The organism is Leuconostoc lactis KCTC 3528 = DSM 20202 (assembly GCF_014651235.1).
GTDB classification, from domain to species: domain Bacteria; phylum Bacillota; class Bacilli; order Lactobacillales; family Lactobacillaceae; genus Leuconostoc; species Leuconostoc lactis.
Genome location: NZ_BMWM01000009.1, coordinates 43367 through 59720, shown reverse-complemented (window position 1 = coordinate 59720; position 16354 = coordinate 43367). Strand labels below are relative to the sequence as shown.

At 45.2% G+C, this 16354-nt stretch carries 15 protein-coding genes; 8 read left to right on the top strand and 7 right to left on the bottom strand.

Annotated features, from left to right (window positions below; translation table 11 throughout):
• The coding region (locus IE039_RS03970) for an IS3 family transposase (protein ID WP_189428767.1) at positions 1-507 on the top strand (507 nt) is incomplete at its 5' end.
• A gap of 58 nt (positions 508-565) precedes the next feature.
• Here IE039_RS03970 and IE039_RS03965 read toward each other — a convergent pair.
• Genes IE039_RS03965 through IE039_RS03955 form a run of 3 tightly spaced genes read right to left on the bottom strand, consistent with a single transcriptional unit; the run spans position 566 to position 4090 of the window.
• Complete coding sequence (locus IE039_RS03965; RefSeq protein WP_189428766.1) at positions 566-1924, bottom strand: aspartate kinase; 1359 nt, start codon at positions 1922-1924, stop codon at positions 566-568.
• A gap of 4 nt (positions 1925-1928) precedes the next feature.
• The gene (thrB, locus tag IE039_RS03960) at positions 1929-2807 is read right to left on the bottom strand and encodes a homoserine kinase (RefSeq protein ID WP_010005604.1); all 879 of its coding nucleotides are present in this window, start codon (positions 2805-2807) and stop codon (positions 1929-1931) included.
• The gene (locus IE039_RS03955; protein WP_189428770.1) at positions 2804-4090 is read right to left on the bottom strand and encodes a homoserine dehydrogenase; all 1287 of its coding nucleotides are present in this window, start codon (positions 4088-4090) and stop codon (positions 2804-2806) included. The genes thrB and IE039_RS03955 overlap by 4 nt, the downstream gene beginning before the upstream one ends.
• 113 nt (positions 4091-4203) lie before the next feature.
• Here IE039_RS03955 and thrC point away from each other — a divergent pair, with 113 nt between their 5' ends.
• From thrC to IE039_RS03940, 3 genes are all read left to right on the top strand, one after another.
• A complete protein-coding gene (gene thrC, locus IE039_RS03950) occupies positions 4204-5667 on the top strand; it encodes a threonine synthase (RefSeq protein WP_189428765.1) in 1464 nt (487 codons plus the stop codon).
• Between the two features lie 112 nt (positions 5668-5779).
• Positions 5780-7012 (top strand): serine hydroxymethyltransferase, encoded by a 1233-nt coding sequence (gene glyA / locus IE039_RS03945; protein ID WP_010003658.1) that lies wholly within the window; start codon positions 5780-5782, stop codon positions 7010-7012.
• A 47-nt stretch (positions 7013-7059) separates the two neighbouring features.
• Entirely contained in the window at positions 7060-7593 is a 534-nt protein-coding gene (locus IE039_RS03940) for a 5-formyltetrahydrofolate cyclo-ligase (RefSeq protein ID WP_146976819.1), read from the top strand.
• Between the two features lie 57 nt (positions 7594-7650).
• Here the strand turns inward: IE039_RS03940 and IE039_RS03935 are convergent, their stop codons facing one another.
• Positions 7651-7950, bottom strand: coding sequence for a hypothetical protein (locus tag IE039_RS03935; protein ID WP_010004858.1), 300 nt, complete (start codon positions 7948-7950; stop codon positions 7651-7653).
• Complete coding sequence (locus IE039_RS03930; RefSeq protein WP_048701702.1) at positions 7950-8852, bottom strand: N-acetylmuramoyl-L-alanine amidase family protein; 903 nt, start codon at positions 8850-8852, stop codon at positions 7950-7952. The genes IE039_RS03935 and IE039_RS03930 overlap by 1 nt, the downstream gene beginning before the upstream one ends.
• A 155-nt stretch (positions 8853-9007) precedes the next feature.
• Between IE039_RS03930 and IE039_RS03925 the strand changes: the two genes are divergently transcribed.
• On the top strand, positions 9008-10255 hold the full coding sequence (locus IE039_RS03925; RefSeq protein WP_010006461.1) for an acetate/propionate family kinase: 1248 nt from the start codon (positions 9008-9010) through the stop codon (positions 10253-10255).
• A gap of 92 nt (positions 10256-10347) precedes the next feature.
• Here the strand turns inward: IE039_RS03925 and IE039_RS03920 are convergent, their stop codons facing one another.
• A complete protein-coding gene (locus tag IE039_RS03920) occupies positions 10348-12591 on the bottom strand; it encodes a leucine-rich repeat domain-containing protein (RefSeq protein WP_189428764.1) in 2244 nt (747 codons plus the stop codon).
• Between the two features lie 404 nt (positions 12592-12995).
• On the opposite strand from IE039_RS03920, the gene IE039_RS03915 reads away from it, so the two are divergent.
• The 3 genes from IE039_RS03915 to IE039_RS03905 are packed head-to-tail and all read left to right on the top strand — an operon-like array spanning position 12996 to position 15326.
• On the top strand, positions 12996-13781 hold the full coding sequence (locus IE039_RS03915) for an NEAT domain-containing protein (RefSeq protein ID WP_189428763.1): 786 nt from the start codon (positions 12996-12998) through the stop codon (positions 13779-13781).
• A 1-nt stretch (position 13782) separates the two neighbouring features.
• Positions 13783-14640, top strand: a complete 858-nt coding sequence (locus IE039_RS03910; protein WP_189428762.1) for an ABC transporter substrate-binding protein — start codon at positions 13783-13785, stop codon at positions 14638-14640.
• Entirely contained in the window at positions 14634-15326 is a 693-nt protein-coding gene (locus IE039_RS03905; RefSeq protein ID WP_019041716.1) for an iron chelate uptake ABC transporter family permease subunit, read from the top strand. The genes IE039_RS03910 and IE039_RS03905 overlap by 7 nt, the downstream gene beginning before the upstream one ends.
• Before the next feature lie 36 nt (positions 15327-15362).
• Here the strand turns inward: IE039_RS03905 and IE039_RS03900 are convergent, their stop codons facing one another.
• Entirely contained in the window at positions 15363-16301 is a 939-nt protein-coding gene (locus IE039_RS03900) for a dihydroorotate oxidase (protein ID WP_048701686.1), read from the bottom strand.
• Positions 16302-16354: the final 53 nt, after the last annotated feature.

The following is a 16354-nucleotide window of genomic DNA, read 5'->3' as shown; positions in this document are numbered from 1 at the left end:
CGGTTCAAGACCAATCGGCCATTACAAAAATTAGCTAGCGATGTTACTGAATTTAAGATTTCGGCGACTGGCGAAAATGTCTATTTAGAACCGATTCTTGATATGTATAACAATGAGATTCTCACCTATGCCATTAGCACGCGTCCAGATCTCGCCTTTACCTTACAACCGCTTAATCAGCTCGTAGCGCAACTGCCAAAACTTCCGTATCGTACAACAATTCACACGGATCAAGGCTGGCAATATCGTCACAGAACATGGCGTAAAACACTAAAGAAAAACCGCATTATCCAAAGCATGTCGCGTCGTGCAACTGCTCTAGACAATGCGGTTATGGAAAGCTTCTTTAATAAGCTTAAAGTTGAAATCGGGCCACTAAACAAGTATTCATCAGCTAAAGCGTTGATAGATGCCGTCAATAATTGGATACTATATTACAACAACACACGCATTCAAACAAAATTAAACGGCCACTCACCGGTAGAATACCGACAAATGGCCGCTTAATGAACTAAACTATTTTACTTTAACTTTCGGGGTACACCACAAATTGTGAGTGCTTTTTTTAGGCTGTGAAAATATTATGATAAATGGCTTTAACTGCTTGATCGGCTAAATCAGGTTGAATACCTAACATAATTGAGATTTCACTGGCGCCTTGGTTCACCATCTGCAAACTAATGCCTTGATCTTTAAGCGGTGCCACGATTTCAGTTAGCGCACCAATACGGTTGCGCATTCCCTCGCCTACAATCATGATAATGCCATAACTTGGTAACCATTTGAGCGTGTCTGGCTTAATTTCGGCAGCAATGTCAGCCAACATATGATCAATTTGGGCTTGAGAAAGGAGGGTTTTATCAAAAATAATGGTTAAATCGTCAATTCCTGATGGCATATGTTCATACGAAATGTTGTGACGCTTTAAAATTTCCAGAATCCGTAGGGTGAAACCAACTTCTTTGTTGAGCAAATAACGGTGGAGGTAGAGGGCGGCAAAACGATTAGAATTCGCAATACCAGTTACCGGTGCTGTTTGCTGCACTTCAGTTGGTGGCACAATAAAAGTACCAGGCGCGTCAGGGTCGTTGGTATTTTTAATGTTAATACGAATGCCACCCTGAATCGCTGGAATAATGGCTTCATCATGAAAGACGGCAAACCCCGCATAGGACAATTCACGCATTTCGTCATAAGTCATTTGTTTGATAGCCGCAGGTTGATCAATGATGTTGGGATTAACGGCATAGATTGCGCTGACATCCGTAAAGTTTTCATACAAATCAGCGCTCAAACCGCGTGCCATAATGGCACCAGTGATGTCAGAACCACCCCGTGAAAATGTTGCCATATCACCATTTTCCGTGTAACCAAAAAAGCCGGGGACAATCAAACGTTCACTGGTGGTTAAATCGAGTTTTGCAATCGTATCGTAAGATTTTGGATTGAAAGTGGTTGAGCGTGCGTGATCATCAACGCGGAGCCCAATTTCCTTGGGGTCAACGAAGCGGGCTGGTAAGCCGAGGTGGGTGAAGACTTTGGCGACAAGTTGTGCGTTGAGAAATTCACCATGAGCGGCGAAAGCAGCGTAGAGATAGTCAAACGACCGGTAGTGCTTCTTGGCAAGATGATCAATTTGTTCATCAATGTCTGCTAATTCATAAGCAGGGAGATCAAAATAATCGCCGATGGCGTGATAACGGGCTTTAATGGTTTGCACAATCTCTGTTGTGTCGGTGTCAGCAATTGTTCCCTCGGCGTAAGCAAGGAGTAAATCAGTCACCTTGGTATCGTCTTTAAAACGCTTACCTGGGGCAGAAACGACCACAACTTTACGGGCGTTATCGGCCTGAATAATATCAAAAACACGTTGTAATTGGCGACCGTCAGCGAGTGATGAGCCACCAAATTTAGAAACTTTCATGGGTTTAATCTTCCTTTTGAATAGTGAGGCCAGTGGTATCTAACAGCAATTGTTGGCAGGTGCCAGCTAAACCGGCAGCTTTCAGCGCTGTTAGTAATTTTTGTGCGGCTTGGGCAGGTGCTACAGTGATGACTGTTGGGCCTGCGCCGGACAAGTAAGTGCCCACAATCCCGAGGTCATGGGCAATTGTTCGAATTTGTGCCAAATGCGGGACCAAATGTTGACGCGCAGATTCGTGGAATTTATCGGCTTCAATCAAGTGTTTGGCTGTCTCAAAATCATTGGCATTGAGAGCTGCAATCAAGGTATTGCCAATCGCACCAGCTGCCACACTGGTTTTAAAATCCAGTTGGGCGGGCAACGCAGCTCGCGCTGCGGCCGTCAGTAATTGCGTGTCAGGAATGTAGGTGACGAATTGCAAATCCTCAGGGAAATGAATCGGGGCATGATAAACGTGTTGGCCGTCAAAGTAGGCAGCGACCCCGCCGCCAAATAATGCTGGCGCGACATTATCTGGATGTCCCTCTAGTTTTGTCGCATACGTTAAGAGGTCATCAGCTGTTAACTGTAAGTTGGCCAATTCATTGGCCATCGCCAAACCAGCCAGTAAGGCCGATGAAGATGAGCCCAGGCCACGTGCTAATGGAATGTCTGATTTGACCACCAAACGATGGGGTGTCAGATCTGGGGCTAATTGGCGAGCAGTCGCCACAATGAAGTGCGTGGCATCATGGGGAATGGCAACACCCATTGGGTGTTCTACTACCCATTCAGCGGTTTCTTCGTGAATTTCTAAGGTTAAATAGGTTTGTAAGGCAATTCCTAGTGAGTCAAAACCAGGACCGATATTTGCGCTAGTAGCTGGTACTTTAATTGTAATCATGAGAATAACTTATACTCCGCAGCGAGATTGATACCATCGGCATTGCGAATGGTCGTTCGAATGAGATTGATTTGGGCATCACTAGCAGGATGGGTTAGGGCGACTAAGCGCGCGGTACCGTTAGCAGCAGGGGTTTGTTTGAGATCGGTAAAGCTAATTTTAGCCGCAGCAAACATACCAGTCACCGAATACATCGCACCTGGTGTATCATCTACTTCAATCACAATAAACCGGCGTGCAATACGCTGTGATGGCTTGGCCAAATCAATGTTTTGGTTAAAGGAGTTAAAGGGACGGCCAGGTGTGTTTAAGGCGAGGTCGGTTGCCACATTGGTTAAGTCACTTAACACCGAATTAGCGGTTGGCATTTCACCAGCCCCAGGGCCATAGAGCATGACTTCACCAACAGACTCACCATTGACTAAGACCGCATTATTTTCATTATTCACTGTGGCGAGCGGATGGGTGAAAGGGACTAATTGTGGGGACACTTCGATACTAATGGCATCTTTTGTTTCCCCAACGCGTTGTGCAACCCCTAATAATTTAAGGGCATAGCCAAAACTATTAGCATCCGCAATATCAGCATCAGTTAAGCCTGTAATACCCTGAATGGTTAAATCAGACATCACGGGTTGTATCCCAAAGGCAAAATTTGCCAAAATGATGAGTTTGTAGGCGGCATCAAAACCGTCGACATCATTGGTTGGATCAGATTCTGCAAAACCTTTTTCTTGGGCTAGCTTCAACGCTGCGTGATAAGATAATTGATTAGTGGCCATCTGCGTTAAGATGAAGTTACTAGTCCCATTAATAATACCGGCAACACGAGAAATTTCGTCCGCCGTAAAACTCGTTGACAGGGTACGCAGGATTGGGATACCGCCGGCAACCGCTGCTTCAAAAAATAAATCAACGCCATTGGCTTCTGCAATGGCGACGAGTTCTTGACCGCGACTGGCAATCAAGTCTTTGTTGGCTGTGACGACATGCTTTTTTGCAGTCAGGGCTTGTTTGATAATCGTGTAGGCTTGATCAATTGAACCCATGACCTCCACAACAATTTGAATGGCTGGATTTGCCAAAATGTCATTGGGGTCATCGGTGATTGGAAAATTCTGGCGAAAACCAGTCCGTTGTTTTGCTAAATTACGCACGACGGCTTGCTTCACGACAAGGTGAGCACCGGTACGTTTTGTAATTTGTTCGGCATTGTCTTGGAGGATTTTCACCACGCCACTGCCGACTGTGCCTAAGCCAAAGAGGCCAATTCCAATTTCCATAAAATCATCCTTTGTTTCGTTCATTATTATGACAATTCTATCATTTTTCTTCAAGAATTAGAAGTTATTTGTTATAATCTAACATAATGACTCAATATTAAAGGAAATCATGTATGCTTAATTATGTTTCAACACGTGGTGAAGCACCAAAGGTGACCGCCAGCCAAGCCATTTTAAACGGTATTGCGCCAGATGGTGGACTCTATGTCCCTGAAGTGTGGCCAGCCTTGATATTGGATTGGGAAAAATTAAAAAGTCAGACGTATCAAGAAATTGCGACACAAATTTTTGATGGTTTTTTTGATGATTTTAGTGTGGCTGAAATCGATCATATTATTACGAAAGCTTATGGGAACCAGTGGGCGCAGCGTGACGTTGTCACGTATCACCAAGAAGATCAACTCACGTATATGGAGCTGTTTAACGGCCCAACACTGGCCTTTAAAGATGTGGCTTTACAAGCGTTGCCGCATTTGATGACCGCCGCTGCTAAAAAGCAGCAGATTACGGACACGATGGTTATTTTAACGGCCACGTCTGGCGACACGGGCACGGCAGCGATGCGCGGCTTTGGTGATGTCCCACAAACAGAGATTGTCGTCTTTTACCCTGAAGTGGGTGTGAGTGAGATGCAGCGACAACAAATGCAAACTGAAGCGGCCAAGAATGCTCATGTGATTGCCATTACGGGTAATTTTGATGATGCCCAAAAAGCGGTAAAATCGTTGTTGTCTGAAAAAGACTTAGTAGCTGATTTAGCTGCTCATCATCAACGTTTTTCATCGGCTAACTCAATTAATATTGGGCGCTTGGTCCCACAAATTGTTTATTATATTCATGCCTATGCACAATTAGTTAACCAAGGTCAAGTGCAAGCCGGTGAACCGGTCACAATTGTTGTCCCAACCGGTAATTTTGGGAATGTGTTGGCTGCTTATTATGCCAGCCAAATTGGGTTACCAGTACGACAATTTGTTGTGGCGTCCAATGAAAATCATGTGTTAACTGACTTTTTCCAGACGGGCCGTTATGATCGGCAACGTGCATTTCAAGTTACCAACGCGCCGGCAATGGATATTTTGGTGTCAAGTAACCTGGAACGCTTGCTGTATTTTGCCAGCGGCCGGAATACAGCTGAAGTGAAACGTTATATGCAAGACCTCGCTGATAAGGGCGCCTATGAGGTCACGCCTGAAACGCGTCGTCAACTCAGTCAATTTATGGCTGGCTTTGCCACGCAAGAACAGGTGACAAAGACAATTCAAGCCGTATTTGATCAGACGCAGTACACCATTGATCCACATACGGCTGTTGGCCGTTTTGTCTTGTCAGAACAAGCGATTAGTGGCCCAACTTTGCTAGCAGCGACGGCGAGTCCGTATAAGTTTGCGGATACGGTGTTGACGGCATTAGGTGCGCAAGCTGAAACAGGTTATCAAGGTTTGGCCCAATTAGCCCAACTCACGCAAACAACCATTCCAACAGCAGTCGACACCTTGTTTGCACAACCAATTTTGCACCGTCAGGTGATTACACCCGCGCAAATTGAAAAGACGTTCCGCCAAGAATTGTTATAAAACGAACATTTTAATGAAATATGATAAATAATTCGTTATTATACGGATAATTAGAAAGAAAAAAATGGTTCAATACGTTATAATTAAGTCATTAACGTATTAGGAGAACATCATGTCATTTAAAGAACGTGACCCTGAAGTGTGGAGCGCCATTCAACAAGAAGGTGCCCGCCAAAACCGCACGATTGAATTGATTGCATCGGAAAACTTTGCCTCAAAAGGTGTCCGAGCAGCACAAGGTTCTGTATTAACGAACAAGTATGCTGAGGGTTATCCCTACAAGCGTTACTACGGTGGTACAGAGTATGTCGATGTGATTGAACAACTTGCGATCGATCGTTTGAAGGCGCTCTTTGGCGCTGAATATGCCAATGTGCAACCCCATTCTGGTTCACAAGCAAATGCTGCGGCTTACATGGCGTTCTTAAAGCCTGGGGACCGTATTTTGGGGATGGATTTGGATGCCGGTGGACATTTGACACATGGTGCGAAAGTATCATTCTCCGGTAAAATGTACGAATCATTTACTTATGGTTTGGATCCTGAAACAGAACAATTAGATTATGAAGCCATTGCGCAACAAGCACGTGAAGTGCAACCACAAATGATTGTTGCTGGGGCGTCAGCTTATTCACGTATTATTGACTTTGACAAGTTCCGCGCGATTGCGGATGAAGTTGGTGCTTACTTGATGGTTGATATGGCGCACATTGCCGGCCTTGTAGCTGCTGGTTTGCATCCAAATCCAGTTGGCATTGCGGATGTTGTGACGTCAACAACGCACAAGACATTGCGTGGTCCACGTGGTGGTGTCATTTTGTCACAAGAAAAGTATGCTAAGCAATTGAACTCAGCAATCTTCCCTGGTTCACAAGGTGGGCCATTGGAACACGTGATTGCAGGAAAGGCGATTGCCTTTGGGGAAGCGTTGCAACCTGAATTCAAGACTTATGCCGCACAAATTATCAAGAACGCCCAAGCCATGGCAGAAGTATTCTCAGAAACTGAAGATATTCGCGTGGTGGCCGGTGGTACGGATAATCATTTGTTTAACTTAGATCTGACGAAGACTGGCTTGAATGGTAAGCAAACGCAAGAATTATTGGATTCTGTGTCAATCACAACCAATAAAGAAGCCTTACCAAATGAAACACTCAGCCCATTCATCACTTCTGGTATTCGTATTGGGACACCTGCTATCACAACGCGTGGTTTCAAGGAAGCTGATGCCCGCCGTGTGGCTGAATTAATTGTGACAGCCATTCACAATTATGATGATCCAAAGGTATTAAAAGAAGTGAAAAAAGAAGCCGAAATTTTGGCCATGACACACTTATTTGAATAATGGCAAGTCGGCCTAGGCCGACTTTTTTTATTGGAGGCGATAAGAAGATGCATACAAAACGTGATTTGCGACAAGTACAAAAGCAAAAACTGCAAGCATATCAAGGACCGGACCGTTTAACTGAAGAGACTGCGTTACGGGCTAAACTATTTAATACGGCGCAATGGGCCGCAGCAAAAACCATTGCCGTGGTACTCAGTACACCTATGGAACTGAACACACAGCCAATTATTGCCCATGCTTGGGCCAATGGGAAACAAGTTGTGGTACCAAAGATTGTGGCGAAACAGATGCAGTTTGTTGCGATTACGCCGCAAACGGCATTTACGGCAGGCGCGTTAAACATTCAAGAACCAGAGGAAGACACAGTGTATCCACCAGAAAACATTGATCTGGTGATTGTCCCTGGCTTAGCTTACACGAAACAAGGGGGGCGTTTAGGTTTTGGCGCTGGTTATTACGATCGGTTTTTGTCGACTTATACGGGCCAAACCATTGCGCTGGCCTTAACCCCGCAATTACTTGAGACGTTGCCATTAGAACCCCATGATCAAGTTATCGACCAAGTGTTGACACGTTAATTTAAACACATAAAAAAACCACGCTGAAATAGGTTAGCGTGGTTTTTGTGTGACGTTTTAGTCGACGAGGGGTAAAATATTGACGATTGAAATGCGATCACTCTCGTCATTTTTTAACCGGTTAATAATTTCATGATAACGGCGTTCTGACAAAGGTTCTTTGGTTTCAAAGGTCAAAATTTTGTTATCAATGTGATTATTCGTACTTGGATATTGTTCAATCCGGTAAATAATTAATAATTTCCGGTAAGCAAAGGGCTGGACAATCATCCCGTCTAAATGTTCTTCGACTTGTTCTGTTGTTTGGTTCGCAATATTTGCGCTTAATGCTTGTTTTGTCTTTTTAAAAAATGCCATTATTTCTTTCCTGCTTCATTGTCAAAATACGTTGTGAGTCCCTTGGTAATCGCATTGGCAATTTGTTTTTGGTAACGTGTTGATTGAATCTTTTTGAAATCCGAGGGATTGTTGATGTAACCTAATTCAAGTAATGTGGCTGGCTGCGAAGCACGATTTAAGACCACATATTTGGCGGTGTCCATCCCGCGATCAGTCATGGGTAAGCTATTTAAAGCGTTATGCAGTGCTGAGGTCAGGGCTTGGCCATTTTCTTGATAATAGTATTGGGTAATACCGGTGGCATCAGTTGCGCTATTCTCATCCCCAGCGTGATCGAAGTGAAAGGAGATTTGCGCATCAGCATGGTACTTGGTCGCGAGCTTTGGAATGTCCAATAAGGGGACTAGCACATCGGAATCACGCGTCATTAAGACACGCGCACCCGTTGGGGCCAACGCATCACGTACTTGACGTGCTGTACGTAAGGTATACGTCTTTTCGTGATACTTACCATCGGCTGATGATGAGCCATTGTCACCAGACAAACCATTATAACGCTTGTTTGGGTTACCACCATGCCCAGGATCTAAAACAATCGTGGCTTCACTTATCGGTGTGGCGTGCCGTAAGGTATGCGATTTAGCCACCCAACTCGCCACCCAACCAACTTTTTCATTATCAGCGCGCCGTACTTGATACCAACCTTGATCATCTTTTAAGACAATTAAGTCGGAGCCACGTTTTAAGGTCGCCAGTGATCGGTACTGTAAGCCAGGCCCCGAACGCAATTGCACGTTGTCTGGCCCGGTTGAGATTTTGTCTTTATTGGCGAGCGAGTAAACTAATCCAAAAGTTGTCATTAAGACGAAGACGCTAATACTCACGCCGATGAGATTGCTTAATAACCATTTTTTTATCATGTTTTACCTACTCAAGCGATTGTTATTCATGTATAAATATTGTAACATATTTCGCGCTAGATCAACGTGACCTTTACCCGTAAAAAATGTTACAATTGAATTATGACATAACAGGAACTGTTATGAATACATTTAAAGGTTAAAAGGTAAACACGATGTCAAAAGTAATGGCGGTTAACGCTGGTAGCTCATCACTTAAATTCCAATTGTTGGAAATGCCTGAGGAAAAGGTATTGATGCAAGGTATTATTGAACGTATTGGTTCAGATAATGCTGAAATTTCAATCAAGTACGGTAATAATATCGAACCAAAGCGTTTGATCGGTGCCGAAGAAGGGCATATCACATTAACTAAAAACGGCGGCAAGAAGTTTGAACATGAAATGGCCATTAAGGATCATGAACAAGCAATTGACGTGCTATTGCAAAAGATGACAGATCTTGGCATCGTGAAGGACTTTAACGAAATCACTGGTGTTGGTCACCGTGTCGTAGCCGGTGGTGAATGGTTTAACCACTCTGTTGTTGTTACTGACGAAGTGCTTGCTAAGATTGATCGTTTGGGTGATTATGCCCCATTGCACAACCCAGCCAACGCCATGGGTATCCGTGCCTTCCAAAAGTTGTTGCCAGATGCTTTGTCAGTGGCGGTGTTTGATACATCATTCCACCAAACAATGCCAGAAAAGAACTATCTTTACAGCATTCCTTACGAATATTATGCTCGCTACGGTGCGCGTAAGTATGGTGCCCATGGTACGTCACACCGTTACGTGACAGAACGTGCGGCTGAAAAGCTTGGTATTCCATTGGATCAATTCAACGCAATTTCATTCCACTTGGGTGCTGGTGCATCAGTTACAGCGATTAAGAACGGTAAGTCATACGACACATCAATGGGCTTCACACCATTGGCTGGTTTGACAATGGCGACACGTTCAGGTGATGTTGACCCATCATTGATTTACTATATTCAAGAACGTGAAGGTTTGACAAACGAAGAAATGTTGTCAATCTTGAACAAGAAGTCAGGTTTGTTGGGTATTTCAACAATTTCAAACGACATGCGTGATTTGGAAGAAGTCCAAGAAACACACCCACACGCTAAGTTGGCACTTGATATGTTCTATGACCGTGTCATTCGTTACGCTGGTCAATACTTTGCGGAACTTGGTCGTGTTGATGCCGTCATCTTTACTGCTGGTATTGGTGAAAACGATGCCGTGACACGTGCGAAGGTCCTTGAAGCCTTGTCATTTGCCGGTGTGAAGTTGGATGCCGAAGCCAACAATGTGCGTGGTAAGGAAACTGTTTTGACAACACCTGATTCATCAGTAACTGGTTTGTTGATTCCAACAAACGAAGAATTGATGATTGCCCGCGACGTTGAATCATTGCGTTAATACAATTTAAACGCGACACAATGCTGTGCCGCGTTTTTTGTTGGCCAAAAAAGCCGCTGTTTTAAATCAAAACAGCGGCTTTTTTTAATGGCTTATTTTCGCAAGACACGGAAGCTATAAAGCCCAAGGACACTAAGTAGTGAAACCGTGAAAATGGCAATTTGAGCACCGTGGTGTTGGGTTATTTTTTTCGGGGCGGGGTTGGGGTGTGTCGTCGCAACTTTTTGCGGCTTAGTTGCATGAGACACAGGCGCTTTTTTAGCGGGCGTAGCCGGCGCCGGGGTCGATTTGGGTGATGTTGGCACAGTTGCAGCCGCTACTGGTGACAGCGGCTGTTTTGCAGTGGTTACAAGTTGTGCCATCAGGCTTTTGGTGGCCTGAGGTTGCGCTGATAATACTGGTAACAGTGGTTGCAATGCGCTTGGTTGGTTGTGAGCCAATAGGGGTGTAGCCGCCTGATCAAACACCTGATCAGGTTCTAGTTGCAGATCAGGTGTTGTCTGCGGGATCTCAAAGATTGGCGCAGGTGATGTCGGCGCAGCATTGGGATCTTGTGATAATTTGAAATAGACTTGATAAGCATGATGATAGTCAAAACCAGGCAAATCAATGGCTACTTGCATATCTTCCAAAATAGCGGGTTGGGCTAATTCGGCTGCTGAAAGTGGCAACGTATAGGTGAGAATATAGGCACTTCCAACCAGGTCAGCAGAAACTTGAGTGGCCTGCGTAAAGGCAATACTGTCTTTACCGTAGTTAGCGGGGACATTCGCGGTGAAAGTCAAGCTACCTGAGCCATCCGCGTGTCGGGTTAACGTCGCTGTTGGTAAAATGTAATTGCTTGCCACGGAGGTTAAGTTCTGATTGTCGCCTTTCATAACGGACAATGTCACTGGTTCTGGTACAACATCAGGTGTTGGGGTGGGAGTGACGACAGTCTGCACCAATTTAATTGGTTGGATGAGGGACCCGCTAAATCGACTACTGAGTTTGTTAGCCCCAGCTGCATTGTCCCATGAGAAGCTAGTTTGCCCATCGGCAGTCAGACCTGAATAGTTAATTTGGTCAAGATTGACAGTGGCATTTAGCCCGCTTTGATACGTTAGCGGGATCACGGTACCATCAATGGCTTTAGCCGAGAGACGCGTGTTAAATTGAGCGGCATCACTGGGGATGGGCAACGTTGGCATGGTGACAAATTGGAATTTAGCGTTGAGGTAGGTCAGCTTATTGAGCATTTTTAGTGGACTCAAATCCCGTACTTGGTTACGTAAAATAGTTAAATTTTCGAGTTGGGTGAGATTTGCCAAGGGCGCCAAATCCGTGACTTGGTTATTGGATAAAGATAAATTCGCCAACTGAGTCAGCCCAGCTAGCGGTGATAAATCGCTAACGGCATCTTTACTGAAATCAAGATCGGTTAATTGTTTTAAACCAGCCAACGGTGACAAATCAGAAATGGTGCCGTTGAAATCAATCGCCAAATCTTGCAGGCTTGTCATGTTCGTCACGAGTTTCAAATCTTGGTTAGTCATGCCTAATTGTGAGAGATTTAGTTTTTTGAGTTGGGTTAAACGCTGTAACACACTAATGTTTGTTTGTGGATTATTCCCAGTTGTGAGGCTGGTGAGGTGGCTGAGATTTGCAACAGGGCGCCAATCTGCGATTTGGTTACTGCCAAGGCTTAATGTCGTCAGCAACGGAAAGTTTGCGAGTCCGTTCACATCTGTGAGTTTGTTTCCGGATAAATCAAGCGTAGTGAGGGGAGCAGTTGGCGCCAGTGGTGGTAGCGTGGTGAGCTTGCTGTTGACTAACTTAAGCGATTGTAGTTGTGTCAGTTGCGATAAACCGGCCAGTTGCTGTGGGGCTGCACCATAAGCATCCCCAACCAGGTTTAGCTGTTGGATGGGCACTTGCCCTAATTTTGCTAAATCGGGGAGTTGATCAGCTTTATTTAGCCGTAAGCTCAGGTCGGTTAATTGCGTTAAGTGCTGCAGTGGTGTTAGGTCGCTGATGGAATTGCCGGTCAAATCTAATTGTTGTAGATTTTTGGCGAATTCCAGCCCTTTTAAATTGGTTACATCGCTATACGTTAAATTAGCCGTTGTTAATTTGGCCAAATTGGCTTGTGTCAGTGGGACATCTGGTCCGAGTAGCTGTTGCAAATTGGTTTGCAAATTTTTATCGGGCAACCAAGTTGCTAAATCTGGTTCAGGTTGCGCAAGGGTTGGTGCACTACCTGAAACGTCAGCGGCAGCAATTTTCTGGGGTGACGTTACAACGACTGTTGCAAGTGCGGCAGTTGCCAAGAAAACCGTCACGTGTTTTCGACTCATGAGCTATTATCCTATCTTTCTTTCCTATTCTACTGTCAAAGGGACTAAGGCATTATTGTATCGCATTGCTTCTCATTTCACAATTTTATACAAAGGGTGATAATATCTGGACTACAAGCGCATGAAAAATAGCCGACAATCCCCAGCCAGCAAGGTATTTCACGTTTATCAAAGGGCATATAATGAGGTGTTTGACCAGTTTTATTGGAAATACGTCAATTGTAATAAAATGCTCGTGTTGCTACGGGGCCAATGGGTCACACGTCTTATCATTTGATAAATTTATCACATTATAAAACTTTTTGACTTGTCAAAACGATATAATGGATCTATTGCCTTTTTAGGGGTTGCCGTGATGAAAACGGCAACGGTGAGAAAGAAATAACGTTTGGTGGAGGTTGGGTGTGTTTAAAAAAATTATTTTTGGGTGTCTAGTTGGCGCCATTGTTGGGACTGCTAACATGACTAGTGTGCAGGCCCAAGCAGTGCCTTACCAGGTTTTGAAGTACGGGACGCATGACGTCTCGTATGCCAGTGCTTATTTTGTGACGCCTGGTGACTTAGTGCCAGCTGGCGACCAGTATCGGGCGCAACTTGTCATTGCAACGCAGCACGAGTTGGGCCGGTTTCCAGTGACTATTTTGACGATTAATCAACAAAAACCAACGGTCACCCAGAGCACACAAGGTAATACCGACTATTATACGTTTAGCTTTCTGGTCAAAAATCCCAATGCGCTTTTAAGTGGCACGATGAAAGTTGACGTTGCGAGTTTAAATTATCACCATACTTATGATTTTAATTTGCAGTTTGACGCCAAAAATTTGCCAGCAGTTGCGCAACCAAAAACGGCTGCCGCTACAACTGGGCAGGCTCAGCCAACAGCGCCAGCATCAGCTAGCCAGACGCATAACCCATCTAACACACCCGCAGCCGCATCGTCGCAGCAAGTGGTGCCGTCAGATAACAGTAGCAGTAATGTCCAACCAGCCGTCGATCAACCAACGCCGGCGGCTGCGTCGTCGTCAACCCAAATGGCAACCTCGCAGGCTGCCAGTGTTACCAAAGCAGCAACACCAACGCATCAACAAGCGCCGCTATGGCCGGCAGCCTTAGCAGGGGTCTTGTTGGGTGGGCTGGGTATCGTTGGTCATATGATTTGGACCAAAAAACGACAGAAAGTGGGTTAACATGGCTAAAAAACAGGTGTTTGTTAGTGGCGTGATTTTGATAGTGCTCCTAATCGGTGGTGTTGGCTACGCGGTGGCACAACGGCAAGCGCAACCAGCAAACCGACCGGTTGCGACAACAATGGCACAAGTGGCGATTTTTGATCGGTTAGGAGTACCGCTAGCAGCTGTGCCGACCAGTCAAGAGCCGCTACCAGCGCGTTATGTGCAGTTGCCAAAAGTCGGCAACCATGTGAGTGTTAATTTTGAACAAATTCTCCGTGTTCATCCCAGTGTCGTGTATGTTGATGCGGCTTTAACGGCGGATTATGCTACAAAACTAAAAGCCAGCCAGATTAAAATGACGACACTTGATTTTACAACTTACCAGCAGCTGACGCGCAATATTTTACAACTTGGCATGACTTATCATCAAGTTGCAGCAGCCCAAAAGTTACTGAGATCACTTAAATTACCACCAAAAACGCTTAAAAAACGCGTGAAGGTTTTAATTTTGGTGGGGATGCCTGGCGGTGGCTTCTTGGTGGCAAATGCGCACAGTTATCTCGGTGATTTGGTTAAACGCGCCGGCGGTGAAGTCGTTGGCGGTGATGTGAATCAATCTTTGACCACACCAAATCCACAAGCGATTGCCCAAGAAAATCCAGCTGTTGTGATACGACTGGCTCATGCGATGCCAACCCAGGTCAAGCAGATTTTTGGTCAAATATTTCAGCAAGCGCCTTATGCGCATTTAAAAGCGACGCAAACAGGTCAAATTCATGATGTTTCGGCCCCTGATTTTGGTATGACGGCGAATTTACAAGTCGTGACGGCCTATCGCGATATTCAACAATGGCTGGCGGTGGCGCAATGCTAGCAGTTAGTGCCTTGATTTTCCAAACAACTTTACGACATCACTATATTGATGCCAGTATGCTAGGTTTGGCGAGTGGCAGTGAGTTAGGCCTAGCCTTATTGACGGTGGTTTGGGCGCCCGCGCTGACCTATCGCGTGGCCATTGGGGCCGTGCTGGCGATGGGGTGGTTAGTCGTGTTGCGCCGCAGTGTCTTAAAAATGGGCCACCAACCCTTATTGTTGCCACTGGGTGGCCTCGCTTTGGCATTGTTTTTCAATGCTGGCACCAGTTTACTGACTAACCAACAAGGTTTGCTGGGAAAATCATTGGCCAATGTGACCGTGACCGACACTTGGTTGTTAACCGTGATTGGCTTGCTGGGGTTAATCTTCATACAATTACGATCGGCACAATTAGCATTATTTGCTTTGTCGCAGGGCCATATTGCGCGTCTGGGCTATCCTGAATCACGATTAAGTTGGCCCTGGCAGCTCGTTGCAGCCGGTTATATTGGTGCGGTGAGTGCTGTATTAGGGACGATTTTTTTTGTGGGGCTAATCGTAGCGCAATTAGTACGTTTTTGGTTTGGTGGCAGTGCGCAGCAACGGTTGTTGCCAACTGCGTTGGATACGTTATTATCCGCTGTTTTCCAGACCACGATTCAACATCAGGTCACAGTGGCCGGGCACCGCTATTTTGATACTTAAGCACTAAAAAAAGCAATCCATGTGGATTGCTTTTTATTAATCGATTGTTTTGAGTTGACCGCGGACTTGATCCAATGAGGTGAAGCCTTTTTCTGCTAAAATGGCGGCTAATTCAGTTTCCAGCCGTTCAAAGACGCCAATGCCTTCAACCGCCAATTGTGAGCCGACTTCAACCAAATCGGCCCCACATAACACATGGTCATAAACATCACGGCCAGTTGTGACACCACCAGTACCAATAATTTTGATATCATCACGCAAGCGATCACGCAAAGCCCGAACATTAGCTAAGGCCGTGGCTTTCACAATTGTGCCACCCAAACCACCAAAGCCAGCTTTTGGCTTAATCACAACAGTATCAGTTTCAGGATCAATGACCAAGCCATTACCAATTGAGTTAATCGTGTTGACAAACGCGAGCGGGAATTTGTTTAAGATAGCGGCAATCATGTCAAAATGCACAATATCAAAATATGGGGGTAATTTAACGCCCAAAGGCTTAGTGAAGAAGGCGAATGCTTCGGTTAAAATAGCTTCGGTTGCTTCAAAGTCGTAAGCTGTTTGGGGCTTGCCTGGGACATTTGGACATGAGAGATTCAATTCAATCAAGCTGCCAAAATCTGAAGCTTCCAGTCGACGCAACATGTCTAAATTATCTTGCTTGGAAAGACCAGCAATTGAGAAGAAAATAGGCTTATCGGTTTCCTTTTGTGAGACGTAATCCATGTAGTAGTCAAACCCAGCATTGGGCAAGCCCATTGAATTAATCGTGCCAAGATTTTGTGCCATTTCGTAGTAACGTGGCGTGGGGTTACCTTCACGCAAGGCGGGTGTTGCCGACTTTGTCACCACGGCGCCAGTGTAATTGGAAGCCAGAACTGTGTCGAGCTCTTCTTTTGTCTGGCACATTACCCCAGCAGCATTCAGTAAAATGTGGTCAAAATTAAAATTTTGAATGGCGGCAGTTAATTGCATGTTTCGTCTCCTCAAATTCGTCAAAGTTCGCAAAATGTTAGTCCAAGTATATC

Coding starts and splice junctions, on each gene's coding strand:
- thrB (WP_010005604.1), bottom strand. CDS start 2,807: ATGATTACAATTAAAGTACCAGCTACTAGCGCAAATATCGGTCCTGGT.
- IE039_RS03930 (WP_048701702.1), bottom strand. CDS start 8,852: ATGATAAAAAAATGGTTATTAAGCAATCTCATCGGCGTGAGTATTAGC.
- IE039_RS03910 (WP_189428762.1), top strand. CDS start 13,783: ATGGCTAAAAAACAGGTGTTTGTTAGTGGCGTGATTTTGATAGTGCTC.
- IE039_RS03965 (WP_189428766.1), bottom strand. CDS start 1,924: ATGAAAGTTTCTAAATTTGGTGGCTCATCACTCGCTGACGGTCGCCAA.
- IE039_RS03955 (WP_189428770.1), bottom strand. CDS start 4,090: ATGGAAATTGGAATTGGCCTCTTTGGCTTAGGCACAGTCGGCAGTGGC.
- IE039_RS03920 (WP_189428764.1), bottom strand. CDS start 12,591: ATGAGTCGAAAACACGTGACGGTTTTCTTGGCAACTGCCGCACTTGCA.
- thrC (WP_189428765.1), top strand. CDS start 4,204: ATGCTTAATTATGTTTCAACACGTGGTGAAGCACCAAAGGTGACCGCC.
- IE039_RS03900 (WP_048701686.1), bottom strand. CDS start 16,301: ATGCAATTAACTGCCGCCATTCAAAATTTTAATTTTGACCACATTTTA.
- IE039_RS03905 (WP_019041716.1), top strand. CDS start 14,634: ATGCTAGCAGTTAGTGCCTTGATTTTCCAAACAACTTTACGACATCAC.
- IE039_RS03935 (WP_010004858.1), bottom strand. CDS start 7,950: ATGGCATTTTTTAAAAAGACAAAACAAGCATTAAGCGCAAATATTGCG.
- glyA (WP_010003658.1), top strand. CDS start 5,780: ATGTCATTTAAAGAACGTGACCCTGAAGTGTGGAGCGCCATTCAACAA.
- IE039_RS03940 (WP_146976819.1), top strand. CDS start 7,060: ATGCATACAAAACGTGATTTGCGACAAGTACAAAAGCAAAAACTGCAA.
- IE039_RS03925 (WP_010006461.1), top strand. CDS start 9,008: ATGTCAAAAGTAATGGCGGTTAACGCTGGTAGCTCATCACTTAAATTC.